This window comes from Mucilaginibacter straminoryzae (assembly GCF_022953055.1).
GTDB classification, from domain to species: Bacteria; Bacteroidota; Bacteroidia; order Sphingobacteriales; family Sphingobacteriaceae; genus Mucilaginibacter; species Mucilaginibacter straminoryzae.
Window position 1 is genome coordinate 89737 of the sequence record NZ_JALJEJ010000005.1, and the last position, 14909, is coordinate 104645.

The 14909-nt window shown below is 47.3% G+C and carries 17 protein-coding genes; 5 read left to right on the forward strand and 12 right to left on the reverse strand.

The window, feature by feature from the left end:
* Positions 1-52 precede the first annotated feature (52 nt).
* The 8 genes from MUY27_RS12315 to MUY27_RS12350 all read right to left on the reverse strand — a co-directional run bounded on the left by MUY27_RS12315 (position 53) and on the right by MUY27_RS12350 (position 5298).
* Positions 53-1096, reverse strand: coding sequence for an AI-2E family transporter (locus tag MUY27_RS12315; RefSeq protein ID WP_245130330.1), 1044 nt, complete (start codon positions 1094-1096; stop codon positions 53-55).
* A 114-nt stretch (positions 1097-1210) separates the two neighbouring features.
* A complete protein-coding gene (locus tag MUY27_RS12320) occupies positions 1211-1438 on the reverse strand; it encodes a histidine kinase dimerization/phospho-acceptor domain-containing protein (RefSeq protein ID WP_245130331.1) in 228 nt (75 codons plus the stop codon).
* A 1-nt stretch (position 1439) separates the two neighbouring features.
* Positions 1440-2876, reverse strand: coding sequence for a sigma-54-dependent transcriptional regulator (locus tag MUY27_RS12325; protein ID WP_245130332.1), 1437 nt, complete (start codon positions 2874-2876; stop codon positions 1440-1442).
* Positions 2877-2988: 112 nt separating this feature from the next.
* A complete protein-coding gene (locus tag MUY27_RS12330) occupies positions 2989-3765 on the reverse strand; it encodes an enoyl-CoA hydratase/isomerase family protein (RefSeq protein ID WP_245130333.1) in 777 nt (258 codons plus the stop codon).
* A 3-nt stretch (positions 3766-3768) separates the two neighbouring features.
* Positions 3769-4311 (reverse strand): cobalamin-dependent protein, encoded by a 543-nt coding sequence (locus tag MUY27_RS12335; protein ID WP_245130334.1) that lies wholly within the window; start codon positions 4309-4311, stop codon positions 3769-3771.
* 141 nt (positions 4312-4452) lie between these two features.
* Complete coding sequence (locus MUY27_RS12340; RefSeq protein WP_245130335.1) at positions 4453-4632, reverse strand: hypothetical protein; 180 nt, start codon at positions 4630-4632, stop codon at positions 4453-4455.
* A 155-nt stretch (positions 4633-4787) separates the two neighbouring features.
* A complete protein-coding gene (locus MUY27_RS12345; RefSeq protein ID WP_245130336.1) occupies positions 4788-4982 on the reverse strand; it encodes a DUF6358 family protein in 195 nt (64 codons plus the stop codon).
* Between the two features lies 1 nt (position 4983).
* The gene (locus MUY27_RS12350; RefSeq protein WP_245130337.1) at positions 4984-5298 is read right to left on the reverse strand and encodes a rhodanese-like domain-containing protein; all 315 of its coding nucleotides are present in this window, start codon (positions 5296-5298) and stop codon (positions 4984-4986) included.
* Between the two features lie 131 nt (positions 5299-5429).
* Here MUY27_RS12350 and MUY27_RS12355 point away from each other — a divergent pair, with 131 nt between their 5' ends.
* From MUY27_RS12355 to MUY27_RS12375, 5 genes are all read left to right on the forward strand, one after another.
* Positions 5430-6548 (forward strand): DUF4407 domain-containing protein, encoded by a 1119-nt coding sequence (locus MUY27_RS12355; RefSeq protein ID WP_245130338.1) that lies wholly within the window; start codon positions 5430-5432, stop codon positions 6546-6548.
* 64 nt (positions 6549-6612) lie between these two features.
* Positions 6613-8475 carry a M61 family metallopeptidase gene (locus MUY27_RS12360; protein WP_245130339.1) on the forward strand — a complete coding sequence of 621 codons (1863 nt, stop codon included), beginning with the start codon at positions 6613-6615 and terminating at the stop codon, positions 8473-8475.
* On the forward strand, positions 8476-9768 hold the full coding sequence (locus MUY27_RS12365) for a M28 family metallopeptidase (protein WP_245130340.1): 1293 nt from the start codon (positions 8476-8478) through the stop codon (positions 9766-9768). It abuts the gene before it with no gap.
* Between the two features lie 44 nt (positions 9769-9812).
* Positions 9813-11546, forward strand: coding sequence for an alpha-L-arabinofuranosidase (locus MUY27_RS12370; protein ID WP_245130341.1), 1734 nt, complete (start codon positions 9813-9815; stop codon positions 11544-11546).
* A gap of 27 nt (positions 11547-11573) precedes the next feature.
* Positions 11574-12251 carry a pseudouridine synthase gene (locus MUY27_RS12375; protein WP_245130342.1) on the forward strand — a complete coding sequence of 226 codons (678 nt, stop codon included), beginning with the start codon at positions 11574-11576 and terminating at the stop codon, positions 12249-12251.
* A gap of 20 nt (positions 12252-12271) precedes the next feature.
* On the opposite strand, the gene MUY27_RS12380 is transcribed toward MUY27_RS12375, so the two are convergent.
* Genes MUY27_RS12380 through MUY27_RS12395 form a run of 4 tightly spaced genes read right to left on the reverse strand, consistent with a single transcriptional unit; the run spans position 12272 to position 14905 of the window.
* Positions 12272-12925: a 4'-phosphopantetheinyl transferase family protein gene (locus tag MUY27_RS12380; RefSeq protein ID WP_245130343.1), complete on the reverse strand. Its 654-nt coding sequence runs from the start codon at positions 12923-12925 to the stop codon at positions 12272-12274.
* On the reverse strand, positions 12922-13176 hold the full coding sequence (locus MUY27_RS12385; RefSeq protein ID WP_245130344.1) for an acyl carrier protein: 255 nt from the start codon (positions 13174-13176) through the stop codon (positions 12922-12924). The genes MUY27_RS12380 and MUY27_RS12385 overlap by 4 nt, the downstream gene beginning before the upstream one ends.
* Complete coding sequence (locus tag MUY27_RS12390) at positions 13176-14447, reverse strand: beta-ketoacyl-[acyl-carrier-protein] synthase family protein (protein ID WP_245130345.1); 1272 nt, start codon at positions 14445-14447, stop codon at positions 13176-13178. The genes MUY27_RS12385 and MUY27_RS12390 overlap by 1 nt, the downstream gene beginning before the upstream one ends.
* The gene (locus MUY27_RS12395) at positions 14444-14905 is read right to left on the reverse strand and encodes a 3-hydroxyacyl-ACP dehydratase FabZ family protein (RefSeq protein WP_245130346.1); all 462 of its coding nucleotides are present in this window, start codon (positions 14903-14905) and stop codon (positions 14444-14446) included. Before MUY27_RS12395 ends, MUY27_RS12390 begins: the two co-directional genes overlap by 4 nt.
* Positions 14906-14909: the final 4 nt, after the last annotated feature.

Below are 14909 nucleotides of genomic sequence, written 5' to 3' on the forward strand. Positions count from 1 at the left end.
TTTAAAATTCTTCTATGCTTAACTTATTAGTGATATACGTTTTATCGGTTAATTAATTGTCCGGGCCGGTCCGGATTCTGTCTAAACGGTCTGCAGCCAGGCGGTTAGTTTCATAAATTTCTACCAGCAGCAGAAAGTAGGATAACAATACCGGGCCGAACACCAGGCCCAATATACCAAACAACGGCAAACCTATAAAAACTCCGATAATTGATATAATCGGGTGTGTATTTGCTATACGTTTATTAATCACCATACGCAACACGTTATCCACATTGCCGATGAATAGTAAGCCGTAAGCCATTATCCCTACGCCCCGCCAGGTATGCCCCAGCAGCATCAGGTATAGCCCGGCCGGGATGGAAAGCGTTGGCGCCCCTACAACCGGCAGGAATGAAATGAAGGTACCGATAATTCCCCAGAAAATAGCGTCCGGGATGCCTACAATCCAGAAACCGTTTGCTAAAAGCAAGCCTTGTACAATGGAAATAATGCCCTGCCCCAATACGTTAGAGTAAGTAGCATTTTTTAAGGCCGTGGCAAATTTCAAGGCGTGCTGCTCGCGGAAGGGCGCATATCTGAGTAAGCCAGCCTCAAACTCGCGGAGCTGTACAAACATAAAGTACAGCAGAAAGTATAACACCAATAGCGTAAGCAGGATATTGGCGGCGCCGCTTAAAATAGATGGGAAAAGGTCCGTTACATAGGTGCTGATCTTTTGCATGAAATCATCGGCCAGGTGCGGCTGGTTAAAGGTAGAGCCTGCAAATTTGTTAGCCTTTAAAATAAGCTGGTCTACAAAAGCGGTATTCTGCTGCAGGCTGGCTATCTTGCTGATCATCATGAAGCTGAGGAACAGGAACGGGATAACGATAACCACCAGCGACAAGAAAATAAACATCAGCGCCACTAACGACTTGTTCCAGCTGCGTTTCTCGGTAAGGTAAATATACCACGGCCTGAAAATCGTATACAGTACAATAGCGCCAAGAATAGCACTGAAAAGCGAGCTTAGGGCGTACAGCAGGAAACAGCCCAGCACGATGATGCTGATCAGGATAATATTATTCCGCTGGCGGTAATTGAAGATAGACATAAAAATAGTAAGTAGCTGTATATAACATCCCTGCCACTATCCTTCACCCCGGTAAAAGTATGGATTGTTTGCTTAATGTTTATACAGCGAAAAGACGGTAAAAGTTTGCCGTTCTTATACCGATTCGTTACTGCGGCTGTCGGCCTGTTTTAACAGCTCATTGATCTGCCTGCAGCTTTGCGAAATCGTCTCGATATAAAAGGCCGCTTCAGAATGGGGGCCGGGAAGTTCGTACTTCAACTGCTCCAGCGACAGCGTAATGTTTGAAAGCTGGTTACGGATATCGTGGCTTAGCCGGCGAAATTCGGCGCTGTTACCTGCTGAAGCTGCTTCCTGGTCCATGTTACTTACCTAAATTGATCGCTTTCATCTTGTTGTACAAGGTTTTGCGGTCTATTTTTAAAATTTCGGCTGCCTTGGTTTTATTGAAGTTTACCTCGCGTAATACCCGTAAAATGGTATCATATTCGGCTTCAAGCGCCGCATTTTTCAAGTCGATACGGTGCTCTTTGGTAGGTGCGGCGGCAGTTTCGTGGGTGTAAGATGGTTCTGAAAAAGCGTTCCTGGCGTTGCTGATAGATATTTCAAGCGGCAGGGCTTTCATTTGTATCTCTTCGCCTTCGGTAAGCAGTGTCGCCCGGCGGATCACGTTCTTCAGTTCGCGGATGTTACCCGGCCAGCGGTAGTTCATAAAACATTCTACCACTTCTGGCGATAAGCTTTGCACATTACGGCCCAGTTCGCGGTTGGCAATTTTCAGGAAATGCTCGCTCAGTGCGATAATATCGGTGCCACGATCGTGCAGCGGCGGCATGTAAATGGTAAACTCGTTGAACCGGTGATAAAGGTCTTCGCGGAAACGGCCTTTAGAAATACCGTCCATCAGGTTTTCATTTGTAGCTACGATGATCCGGACGTCCAGGTTAATTTCTTTGGTGCTGCCAATGCGTTTCACTTTACGCTCCTGTACGGTGCGCAATAGTGCAGCCTGTATATCGTAAGAAAGGTTGCCCACCTCGTCAAGGAACAAGGTTCCGCCGTTGGCCATCTCGAAGTGGCCTATTTTGGTATAAAGCGCCCCGGTGAATGAACCTTTTTCATGACCGAAAAATTCGCTTTGTGCCAGCTCTTTGGTTAGTGAACCACAGTCCATCGCGATAAAAGGCTGATCGCGGCGCGGGCTGTTCAGGTGAATGCTTTTCGCAACAGACTCTTTACCTGTTCCGCTTTCGCCCAAAATAATTACGCTGTAATTGGTAGGCGCTACCAGTTCTATCTGGCGCAGCAATTCTTTGGAAGCTTTGCTTTTGCCTACCACAAACTCGTTAGAAAGTACCTGTTTTTTATCGTCCTTATCCTTTGATGATTTGGCAGGCATTACAGCAGCAGGCTCCTGCTGCGGTTCTTCTACCAGTGCATGGTGGGTTTCTATCGCTTTGTTGATGGTATTCAGAATCTCATCAGGGTAAAGTGGCTTGGTGATGTAATCATAGGCCCCCATCTTAATCAGCTCTACAGCCATCTTGATATCCGAATAACCGGTAATGATAATTACACCGGTTCTGGGATATTGAAGCTTAATGTTCTTCAACATCTCGCGCCCGTCTGTATCCTCCAGCCGGAAATCGCAAAGTACCAGATCATACTGTCCGTTCTTCAGATGGTCCATACCGGCGCTCCCGTTAGAAGCGGTAGTCACCTCGAACCCATTTCTGGTCAGAAACTTAGACAGCAATAATGCGGTATTTACTTCATCATCGACGATGAGGATTTTCTTCATATCAGCAACTTGGTTAATCTTCCTCCCTATTATCGTTAAAGGTCAGGCTTAATACAAATTTGTTAAATTTTTACACGGATACGAAATACCAAAACAAAATGTTATCACGTTTTTATTCCCCGTTAAATAAAGGTTTGCGTTTCTCTAAAAAAGCAGCGACCCCCTCGCGGAAGTCGCCGGTTTCGAAACATTGGCCAAACAGTTCAATTTCAGCAGGATAGCCATCATTATAGGTTGCGGCATTAACCGCTTTGATGGCTGCGGTAACGGCTTTGGGCGAACGCTGTAAAATTTTATTCAAAATTTCTTCTGCCTTGCCAATCAGTTCCTCTGCCGGTACCGAATAGTTAATGAGGCCATATTGTAAAGCCTGCTCTGCGGTAACCATATCTGCCGTCAGGATCAATTCCATCGCACGGCCTTTTCCTACCAGTTCTGTCAGGCGTTGTGTGCCGCCATAACCCGGGATCAATCCCAGGGTAACCTCTGGCAAACCCATTTTGGCAGTAGCCGAAGCAACACGCATGTGGCAAGCCAGGGCCAATTCTAATCCGCCGCCTAATGCAAAGCCGTTAATGGCGGCAATCACCGGTTTAGTGCCGTTGGCAATTAGTCCCGTAAGGCGTTCGTGGCCGTTTTTGGCTAAAGCAATACCCGCTTCTTTACCCATGTGCTGAAACTCGCTGATATCCGCCCCAGCTACGAAAGCCCTTGTACCTGCACCGGTGATAATAACGCCGCTGACGGTTTTATCTTCGAAGGCATCGGTAAAAGCGCTGTTCAACTCATCGATGGTTTCTTTGTTCAGGGCATTCAGCTTGCTTTCGCGGTTAATGGTGATATACCGGATGCGCCCCTTATTTTCTACTAAAATGTTCTGGTAGCTCATAGGTTAAAAGTTTCTGTGCTGGTGTACCCAGTTTGTAATATAATCAACAATTTTAGCAGTTGGCGTTCCTGGGGGGAAAAGTTCGCCCACCCCCTGTTCCTGTAATTGTTTTGCGTCGCCGTCTGGGATAATGCCCCCGCCGGTGACCAATACGTCATCCATCTGCTTTTCGCGCAGCAGGTTCATGATCTTCGGAAATACCGTCATGTGCGCACCGGATAGAATAGAAACGCCAATGGCATCCACATCTTCCTGCAGGGCGGCATTTACTACCATTTCTGGCGTTTGCCGAAGCCCTGTATAGATCACCTCCATGCCGGCATCGCGCAGGGATGTCGCGATAATACGCGCACCACGGTCGTGGCCATCCAGGCCTACTTTGGCAACTAAAACACGAATGGGGCGGTTAAACTGGTTTTCACTCATTTTGGTAACGAGTTGGTATGCCGGTAAAGGTACAAAGAAACCTATGTGTTCAAAATCGCCATTGAAGGGATTGTTACCGCCCGAGCTATAACAGGCAAAACTGGTGCAAAATTTTGCCACCAAAATCCTGACTTAAAAGTTAGAAAACCGATGGCCGGGTGGTAAATGCGGCGAATGTGGTAAATTCGGCGAATGCGGCAGACGTGGCTAACTGGTTTTTGCCAGCCAGCCGGTAAGAAAGATTTTAAATGCTGCTGTAGGTCAGTGGAGCCAGATTTGCCCCAAAATGCGGATAACCAGCAAAAAGATCGCTATTGCAGCAATGTGCCGCCAGGTAATAATAAAGCTCATTTCCAGGTCGGGCTCTTGTATGCGGCCAATTTCAACTGCCTCGCCTTTGCCGAGTCTTTGTACGGTGTTGATCAATCGTTTAAACATCATCTGGGAATTAGGGGGAATTACTTCCGCGAGGAAATAACTTTAAGTAAAAGTACAAAATATTTTTAGAAACTTAATACAATCGCTAAAACCCGTTGTAATAAGAAAGGCCATAGTAAATTATACTACAGCCTTTCTTGTGCGCAATTAAAGCGTTGTTATGGTTTCCGTTTATTGATAATGGTGCGTACTTCCTTGATCAGTCTGATCTTCAGCACCACTAATGCGGCACCGATGAGTACCGCCCCGGTAATAATTTCATACCGTTTATGATCAAAACCCCATACCAGGGTAATGATGCATAGGAAGATGCCAACGGTATAAAGCGTATTCAGGAAAATTTTACCCTTCATCTTAATAGACCTGTATGCTCGGATCTATTTGCTGTTGCCAGGCCAGAATACCACCCTGTAAATTAGCTAAGTTGGTGTAACCCTGCGCTTCCAGCTGGTGTAAGGCAACCGCGCTGCGTTTACCGCTACGGCACATAATCACTACGGGTTTATCCTTGCTGATTTTATCTGCCTCGATCAGGATTCCACCCAGCGGGATATTTTCACCTTCAAGGTTAGACATCTGGTATTCAAAATCCTCGCGAACGTCGATCAGTTGAAAATCTTCGCCGCGTTCTTTCATCTCTTGCAGTTCCTGTACGGTAATCTCTTTCATCGAATTTTATTTAATGATAAGTCAAAGGTAAATTTTTTCTGCATTCTGCTATTATCGTCAGCAAGTTTGTAACAATCAATAACTAAGAGCGTTTCAATATAAAGTGTTACTACACGATTATAAAATCCAAAATGAGAAAAGTTACCCGTTTTTTTTGGTTCTGTTCGGGCGCACATATAGATACGTTAAAGAAATACCCTATAGAGCATAATAAGTATGTGGGTATCGGAGCAACTATATTTTTTACTGCGCTTTTTGCTGCCCTGTCTGGCGGCTATGCCATGTATTTTGTTTTCAGCGGAAACCCGCTTGCGGTAGTGTTTGCCATCTTGTTTGGCTTGATATGGGGGACGGCCATTTTTAATATGGACCGCTACATTGTTTCGAGCATTAACAAGCAGGGCACTACCAGCCAGCAGATTTTGCAGGCATCGCCGCGTATCCTGCTGGCGATCATGATCGGTATTGTGATCTCGCGTCCGCTGGAGCTGAAGATCTTCGATAAGGAGATCCGCGAGAAACTGAAGCTGGCTTATATGAAGGGGCAGCACAGCAAGATTGATACGCTGCAGAAAACCTATAACCAGAAATACGGCATGGAAATGAACCGTATGGTTGACTTGAAAAAAGAGCGCGATTCATTAACGAAAGACATCAACCGCTCGCGCTATGAACTGAACCAGGAAGTGTTTGGCGATAAGACCAACCAAACTTCCGGTGTGGTGGGCTATGGCACTTATGCCAAACAAAAAGCGGGCGTATTGCAGGAGAAGCAAGACCGGCTGAAAATAGTGATGGACGAACTGAACCGGATGGACCAGTACCTGGGCGACCGTAAAAACTATGAGGGCTTGAACAGCACGCGTTTGTTTACCGACAAGCAACTCGACAGCCTGACCAATATTGCGGGCTTCGCCGACCGTAACTGGGCGCTTGGCCAGCTTTCTTACAATACCAACGGCACCCGCGACCTGGATACTTATATGGCGCAATCGTTCATCGGCTATTTATTTATCCTGTTCGAATGTTTGCCGGTTTTTGTAAAACTGATGTCGCCCACCGGCCCGTACGACGTTGCCATTTCTAAACTGGCTGAAGCAAACCTGCACCTGGCAGAAAAAGAGAAGGAGCGGGATATAGAAGTAACGGATAAGGTTTACGACCACCACCTGGATACCGATGTAGAGCAGCGCAAAAAATTGATAACCGGGCAATCAGAATATGACCTGGGCAGGCATAGCTATGAGTAACAATCTGTAAGCGGCGTTCCATGTTTTGGCTTTAAAGCTTAACTTAGGCACGTAACATAATCAGATGAAAAAACTTTTACTTACGGTGTGTGCTTTTGCCCTCATGGTAACCGCCAAAGCGCAGGCACCTGTTGTTTATACCATTGCTTTTCCTAATGCGGCCCACCACGAGGCAGAGATCAGTATGCAGCTTTCGCAGGTACCCGCAGGGGCGGTAAAGTTCCGGATGAGCCGTTCTTCGCCGGGGCGTTATGCCACGCACGAGTTCGGTAAAAACGTCTATAACGTAAAAGCTTACGACGCGCAAGGCAAACCGCTTGCTTTAAACCAGTTAGAGGGCGATGTTTATGTGGTGCAACAGCACAAAGGCGATATAAAAGTGACTTACACTTTATTTGGCAACTGGGTGGATGGCACCTACGCCGGGATAGACGAAAGCCATGCCCACCTGAACATGCCTGCTACACTGATGTGGACCTACGGCATGGATAAACGCCCTATCCGGATCCGTTTTGCCGACATGCAAAAACATGGCTGGAAGGCGGCAACGCAGTTAAATCCCGAAGGGAACGATACCTACTTTGCACCGGATCTGCAATATGTAATGGACAGCCCTACCGAGCTTTCAGCGTACAAGGAAGCCAGCTGGCAGGTAACTAATACCAATGGCAAGAAGCCACTGATCAAGCTAACGGCCCATTCTGACGATGACCAGGCTACTGTAGATAACTTTGCCAAAATGGTAGAACGGATGGTGCTGGAAGAGAAGGCTGTTTTTGGCGAACTGCCCGACTATGATTTCGGTAACTACACCTTTATCGACGATGTTTACCCCACTAATGCGGGCGACGGCATGGAGCATCGTAACTCTACCTGTATTGTGCAAACCACGCCTAAAATCGCAGGTTTTGAAAAAAGGCTGTTAGGTACTTTCTCGCACGAATATTTCCATAGCTGGAACGTAGAGCGTATTCGCCCAAAAACCTTAGAGCCCTTTAATTTCGAACACGCCAATATGAGCAACGAGCTTTGGCTGGCCGAAGGTTTCACCCAATACTATGGCGAGTTGGTGCTTACCCGCGCAGGGTTTGATAGTCAGGAAGATTACCTTGGGACTATCGGCGCATTGGTGAACTCGGTTTTAATTACGCCAGGAGCGCTTCATTACTCTCCTGTTCAGAGCAGCCGTTACGCAGTGTATGCCGATGCAGGTGTTGCGATAGACCCTACCAATAAGAATAACATCTTCACCAGCTATTACTATTACGGGGCGGCAACTGCCCTGGCGCTTGATCTGCGCTTGCGGACAGAATTTAAGCTAACACTCGATGATTACATGCGCGCCCTATGGTTGGCGCATGGCAAGCCGGAGAAATCGTATAACCTGACGGATCTTCAGAATGTGTTGGCGAAGCTGACAGGAAACGCCGCTTTTGCTGCTGATTTTTTCACAAAGTACATCAACGGAACGAATAAAAATAATTACCAGGAACTGCTGGATCGGGCCGGGCTGATTTTACAAAAAGCAAGACCCGGGAAAGCATGGGCCGGGCGGATTGGTTCGCCGGTGTTCCGCGGAAGCGAAGGAGCTGCGCGTGGCAATGGCACCAAAGGCTTTTTAATTGTTTCCAGCGTACCCAATAACACCCCTGCTTATAAGGCCGGTTTAGATGCGGGCGATATCATCACGGCTGCCGATGACAAACCTGTAGCAGAGTATAAAGATTTTAGCCAGGTAGTTGACGAGAAAAAGCCCGGCGACCAGGTAAAGGTTACCTATAGTAACCGTACCGGTATACACACTACCACCATCACATTGGAAGAAGACCCTGCCTACGAAGTGATTACCTATGAGAAGGCAGGTAAAACACCGTCGGCTTCGCAACTGGCATTAAGAACGAATTGGTTATCAACAAAAGTTAAATAAATGAAGAAACTGATACTCGGACTGGCGTTATCTGCCGCCGTATTACCTGCATTCAGTCAGGATGTAGATAAGCTCATTAAAGAGCAGGATGTTAAAAAAATCATCAGTACCCTGGCCAGCGACGAATTTGAAGGCCGCGGCAATTTTCAACCCGGGTTAGAGAAAGCGGCAAAATTCATCGAGAATGATTTTAAAAGTATTGGCCTGGAACCATTGCCGGGGAATAAGGATTTCCGCCAGCGCTTTAGCCTTTATCGTACCAAAACCACCAGCGCGCAGGTAAGTATCAATGGTACGGCCGTCCCGGCCGAACAAGTTGCGGCGCTAACGGGCGAATCATTCAGCTGGAAAGATAATGCCGATGTACAGGTGGTAAAAATAGCAGCCGGAAAAACACCGCAAGCCGAATTCAGGGCGGTGCGGCAAAGCGGTAAAAAGTCGCTGGTGATTTTCGACCAAAGCTTTGAGCGTTATTTTAAAAGATTAAAACAAGCGGCAGATGAAGGCACGGCTGGCATAAAGCAATCTAACCAGCAGATTGTCGCGGTGTTGGGTTCGTTCGACGATGTGAAATTGTTCACGGCCAATGTAGAAGCTAAAACAGAATCACTGCCGTTGGCAAATATCGCCGGGATGATTAAAGGCAAAAGCAAACCTGACGAGTATGTGGTTTTCAGCGGGCATTACGATCACTTGGGCATTATTAAACCGATGGAAGGCGATAGCATAGCCAATGGCGCGGACGATGACGCTTCGGGCACTACCGCCGTAATGAGCCTGGCCCGTTATTACAAAAAGCTGAACAACAACGCCCGGTCGATCATCTTCGTAGCTTTTACGGCTGAGGAAATCGGCGAATATGGCTCAGCGTATTTTGCCACCCAGGTAGATCCGGCTAAAGTAATGGCGATGTTCAACATCGAGATGATTGGTAAGGCCTCAAAGTTTGGCGAGAACTCTGCCTTCATCACCGGCTACAACCGGTCTGACTTTGGTGAGATCCTGCAAAAGAACCTTCAGGGTACCAAGTTTAAATTCTACCCAGACCCTTACCCCGAACAAGACTTGTTCTACCGGAGCGATAATGCTTCGCTCGCCCGGGTTGGTGTTCCTGCACATACCATCTCGACAGACCAGATAGATGTAGATAAGTTCTACCATACCGTGAAAGACGAATTAAGCACGCTGGATGTGAATAATATTACCGCTACCATCAGGGCTATCGCTTTAAGCTCAAAAACCATCATCGATGGTACCGACACCCCTAAGCGGATACCGCCGTTAGAAAGATAGCACATTGAAACCGAAGAGCCAGGCTTTGCGTATACCATTTACGGATGAACGCACATTTGAATATCAAAAAAGCCTGGCTCTTTTTTATTGGCGCTACGCTGCTTTTTGCCTCCTGCAAAAAGGAGGATAAGCTGCAGCCTTCAGATGGTGGTAATCCGCCCCCGGTTGTTACCAACCCGGGCACACCCGACCCCGATGCCGCCATTACCCAGGGCTTCTTCCTGAACGACTGGCAACCCCGCCATATCAGTATCCTGGGTTATACAGATGCTGCTATTCCGGCAGGCACTGCCGATGCTACAGTTACGATTGATGTGCAAAACGTCATTACCAAAGTATCGCCCTACGTCTTCGGGAATAATATCAACACTTACATGACGCAGGTAGTTACCGAACCTGTATTGATGAATAATATTGCCCAGCTTAATCCCAAGATCCTCCGCGCCCCCGGGGGCAGCCTGGCTGATGCCTTTTTCTGGAGCGCACCGGATGGGCAATTACCTGCCGATGTCCCGGCAAAGTTCTTGGATGCCCAGGGTAATCAGATTGATCCGAATTATTGGTATGGTAAAAATACTGCTCCATGGACGCTCAGCATCGATAATTATTACAAGGTTTTGCAGCAAAGCAACGCCACCGGCATGATTACCGTTAACTATGCCTATGCCCGTTACGGAACCAGCCAGAACCCGGTAGCTACGGCCGCCCATTTAGCCGCAGACTGGGTACGGTACGATAAAGGGAAAACCAAATTTTGGGAGATAGGCAATGAGAATTATGGTATTTGGGAAGCCGGTTACCGCATAGATAAAACGTTGAATAAAGATGGGCAGCCGGAATTACTTACAGGTGGTTTATATGGTAAACACTTCAAAATCTTTGTTGATTCTATGCGGAAAGCGGCCACTGAGGTAGGTACGCAAATTAAGATTGCCGCGGTATTGAACAATACTGATGGTACGGGTGGTGGTGTGGAAATACCTAACTGGAACCGGGATGTTCTGGGCGAAATTGGCAACGCTGCTGATTTTTATGTGGTACACAATTATTATTCGCCCTATCAGGAGAACTCTACCGCTGCCGCCATTTTAAATACGCCGGTTACCGTCACCAAAGAGCTGATGGATTATATCATTAACTCTACCGCCGCGTACCCGAAACCCATAGCATTGTCCGAATGGAACATCCAGGCAACGGGTAGTAATCAGAATGTATCTAATATTGCGGGTGTGCACCTGGCCATGACGCTGGGTGAAGTCATCAAAAACAAGTTTGGCGAAGCCAGCCGGTTTAACCTGGCCAACAACTGGCTGAATGGTGATGATATGGGTATGTTTAACATTGGTGATGAACCCGGTGCCGTAAAATGGCAACCGCGGCCAGCCTTTTATTATCAGTATTATTTCAGGCAGTTTTTTGGCGACCGTATGGTGAGTACAACCATGGATACAAGTACCGATGTGCTGGCTTATGGTTCGTCGTTCAGTTCGGGCGAGGCCGGGATAGTGCTGGTGAACAAAGGTGATGCGGCAAAGATCATCAGCATTAAACTGAGAAACTTCACTGCGGGTAACCGGTATTATTACTATGTGCTGAACGGCGGTACAGAAACAGTGTTTTCGCGAAAGGTATTTATCAACGGCAAAGGGCCCTCCCGCGTATCCGGCGGTCCGGACGATTTTCAGCAAATCACGCCGCTTTCAGCAATTACTGCTAACGGCATTAAAGTAACCGTTCCTGCTTACGGTGCAGTGTACCTGCTTGCAGAAGGAAAGTAGCTTTATTAGCTATCTTTACACCTTATTATGCTAAGTATTTTATACCAGGACGAGCAGCTGATCGCCGTAAATAAACCCCATGGCCTGTTGGTGCACCGCACCCGAATTGCCGACGACGCCGATGTTTTTGCCTTGCAGTTATTACGCGATCAGATTGGCCAGCCGGTTTACCCGGTACACCGCCTGGATAGAAAAACGGCTGGTGTATTGCTGTTTGCCTTAGACAAGGAGACCGACGCGCTGATGCAGCAGCAGTTTATGAATAAACAGGTAACTAAAAAATACCTGGCTATTTTGCGCGGGCATACGCCCGATAGTGAAATTATTGACTATCCATTAAGGCGGGATGACGGCGTATCGCAGGATGCGCTTACGGCTTACAAAACCTTAAAACGGGCAGAGCTTGATGTCCCCTTTGGTAAGCATTCCACCTCGCGTTATTCGCTGGTAGAAGCGATGCCCACTACCGGCCGCATGCACCAGTTACGGAAACATTTTAAACATATTTTTCACCCGATAATAGGCGATACCACGCACGGTTGCAATAAGCAGAATAAGCTGTTTAAAGAACAATGGCAGATGGATACCATGATGCTGCACGCCTCTGAGCTGGCATTTAAACACCCGCACCAAAATCAAGAGATTACCATCAGCGCGCCTTTACAACCCGCATTTGTTTCAGTAATGCAATTAATGGGGTGGTAATGTCGGGATGCGAACAGACCCTAATACCTCTCTAAAAGGAAAGCATAAGAAACATAGTTCCCGTGGTGCGCAAAAGAAAGCGGTATGGGCAGCGGGCTATCGCCAAAATAGACTTCCGGGTAACCGATTGTGCTCTTTTTTATGGTGATGGGCCTGCTTGTAAAGTATGTGCTTAGGTTTTTAGTAGCAAACGCCCTCACCGCTGCCGACTGGCTTTTATAATCATCATGCGCTATTTGCTCGATTCCCCAATGCAGGCGGTCAAAATCATCGGTAAGAAAGGTAGCGATACAATTATTGCTAATGCAAGACCGGGTGGTAAACTGCCTGTTCTGGAAGGTGCTGAGTATAGTTATTGAAAGCTGCGAAGCGCCAATTTGGCTTACCATTTCGCCGAAGGAAGTTGTTGGGGTGAACTCGCCGGTAATTTCGGTAATAACAATTTTTGCAGGCGAGAACACCAGTGTGGGCTCGTGCCGTTTCAGGTATTTATAAACAGCTTCTTTAGCAGACCATAGCAGCCATACCCATAGCCACATCGGTAACCGGGCAGCGAAGCGCTGGTAAAGCTGCTGCTCTGTAGCAGAAAGAATTTTGGGGTAAAACCGGGGATCGCTTGTCCGGCTTTGATCAATAGCATGAAGGTCGACAATATCATTGCCGACACTGATCATGCCTGGCCCATTTTTTCAGAGATCACGTCGATACAGCTACCTACGTTAGTCATGCGGTCGGCAGAATCATAATCGATTTCGATGTCGTATTTCGATTCGGCATCGATGATAATATCAACCAGGTTAGCCGAATTGATTTTCAGATCTTTAATCAGATCGGTGTCTTCGGTAATGCCGGCCAGTGCCTCTTTATCAGTCGTATAAGGGTTTAAAACTTTCTTAAGCTCGTCTAAAATTTCTTGTCGCGTCATTAGTTCTTAAATTTTGCAAAAATAAGGCAGGCATTTACATCGCCAAAACCAAAGTTAGCTTTTGCAGCGATATTTATTTCTTTTTTTACCATCGAGGTCGGCAAACTTTTTTCGCCTACCAGCTCTATAATTTCCGGGTTCGGGTCTTCCAGGTTAATATTAGGATGTACAAACCCATGTACGATCTGTAATACCGAAGCCACAGACTCTATGGACCCTGCCGCACTAAGGCTATGGCCGATCATAGACTTTAACGAATTGGTCAGCGGGAAGTTTTCTTTCGTGCGGTTCAATCCGGTCATCCAGTTTTGTAATTCCAGTTTATCGGCCAACGTAGCTGTGAGGTGCCCGCTTACGGTGTCTACCTGTAGCGGGTCTATACCGGCAGCTTTAACAGCATCTACAATACAGCGGGTAACGCCGGTTGGGTTAGGCGCCGTCATGGAGCCGCCGCCGCGTTGCCCGCCAGAGTTGGTGGCCCCGCCAAGTATTTCGGCATAGATTCTGGCGCCGCGTGCAAGCGCATATTCCAGGTCTTCCAGTACAAAAGCGGCTGCACCAGAACCGGGGACAAAGCCCGCAGCAGTTGCACTCATGGGTCGGGAAGCCTTTTCCGGCTGATCGTTATATTTCCGGGAAAGTACCCGCATAGAATCAAATGCGCCGAACACATAGGTATCCACATGCTCGGTACTACCCACCAGCATCCGGGTGGCGTAGCCGTGTTTAATGTATTCATAACCCATCAGGATAGATTGGGTACCCGTAGCACAAGCCGCAGAATTGGTAATGCTTTTATTGGCTAAGCCTAAACGGCCGGTAATGTATGAAGTTACGCCGCTGTTCATGGCTTGCTCTACCACCCGCGAGCCTAGTTTTTTAGCTTCTTTATGATCTACCTTGGCGATCACGTTTTTCATGGCTTCAGTATCGGCAATGCTGTTACCAAATATGCAGCCGGTATCCCAATGTGGTTCATCGGTTTCGCGTTGATGGCCGGCATCGTCCCAGGCGTCTAAAGCTGCCCGGATACCGTAAGCCACGCCGCGTGCTTTCAACCCGTAAAAACTTACCTCTGATATATAGTCGCGCAGTTCGTCCCAAACAAAATCGGGCATGCCTGCAACATGGCAACTAAACTTCAGCTCTTCATACAAGGGCATAAACTTAATGCCCGAAGTGCCGTTTTGCAGGGCATTTAAAAAAGCAGGCAGACCTATGCCGTTAGGCGATACCACCCCCATACCGGTAATCACTACTCTTCTGCTCATTTCTTTAAACCGGCGTTTTTAATTATCCCGGCAAAAGTTCCCTTTGCCACTAATTCGTTATTTTCATCCAGCATCTCTACGTAGCACTTTAATTTCCCAAACCGGAAATACTGTTTCTGCGATTTAACCACCACTCTTTGCCCCGGCAGTACCATTTTATAAAAAGATACGTCGGTCGAGGTCAGCAGCGGGAACATCAGCTCATCATCGCCGAAATTGATATCGTTATCGTGCAATAACAGGAAGATGCCTAATACCACCAGCCCGATCTGCGCCATAATTTCCGTCACGATGACACCGGGTGTTACCGGGTTGCCCTCGAAATGGTCTTCATAAAAAAAAGCATCAGGCCTGAGTGTATACTCGCCAACTACCCCGTCTGCATCCAGCGACGAGATATGATCTACAAAACGAAAAGATGATTTATATGGTAAAAGGTTTAATATGTTTTTATACATAGGC

Coding starts and splice junctions, on each gene's coding strand:
- MUY27_RS12325 (WP_245130332.1), bottom strand. CDS start 2,876: ATGAAGAAAATCCTCATCGTCGATGATGAAGTAAATACCGCATTATTG.
- MUY27_RS12355 (WP_245130338.1), top strand. CDS start 5,430: ATGAGAAAAGTTACCCGTTTTTTTTGGTTCTGTTCGGGCGCACATATA.
- MUY27_RS12320 (WP_245130331.1), bottom strand. CDS start 1,438: ATGGACCAGGAAGCAGCTTCAGCAGGTAACAGCGCCGAATTTCGCCGG.
- MUY27_RS12360 (WP_245130339.1), top strand. CDS start 6,613: ATGAAAAAACTTTTACTTACGGTGTGTGCTTTTGCCCTCATGGTAACC.
- MUY27_RS12350 (WP_245130337.1), bottom strand. CDS start 5,298: ATGAAAGAGATTACCGTACAGGAACTGCAAGAGATGAAAGAACGCGGC.
- MUY27_RS12370 (WP_245130341.1), top strand. CDS start 9,813: ATGAACGCACATTTGAATATCAAAAAAGCCTGGCTCTTTTTTATTGGC.
- MUY27_RS12385 (WP_245130344.1), bottom strand. CDS start 13,176: ATGACGCGACAAGAAATTTTAGACGAGCTTAAGAAAGTTTTAAACCCT.
- MUY27_RS12345 (WP_245130336.1), bottom strand. CDS start 4,982: ATGAAGGGTAAAATTTTCCTGAATACGCTTTATACCGTTGGCATCTTC.
- MUY27_RS12340 (WP_245130335.1), bottom strand. CDS start 4,632: ATGATGTTTAAACGATTGATCAACACCGTACAAAGACTCGGCAAAGGC.
- MUY27_RS12315 (WP_245130330.1), bottom strand. CDS start 1,096: ATGTCTATCTTCAATTACCGCCAGCGGAATAATATTATCCTGATCAGC.
- MUY27_RS12330 (WP_245130333.1), bottom strand. CDS start 3,765: ATGAGCTACCAGAACATTTTAGTAGAAAATAAGGGGCGCATCCGGTAT.
- MUY27_RS12380 (WP_245130343.1), bottom strand. CDS start 12,925: ATGATCAGTGTCGGCAATGATATTGTCGACCTTCATGCTATTGATCAA.
- MUY27_RS12365 (WP_245130340.1), top strand. CDS start 8,476: ATGAAGAAACTGATACTCGGACTGGCGTTATCTGCCGCCGTATTACCT.
- MUY27_RS12375 (WP_245130342.1), top strand. CDS start 11,574: ATGCTAAGTATTTTATACCAGGACGAGCAGCTGATCGCCGTAAATAAA.
- MUY27_RS12390 (WP_245130345.1), bottom strand. CDS start 14,447: ATGAGCAGAAGAGTAGTGATTACCGGTATGGGGGTGGTATCGCCTAAC.
- MUY27_RS12395 (WP_245130346.1), bottom strand. CDS start 14,905: ATGTATAAAAACATATTAAACCTTTTACCATATAAATCATCTTTTCGT.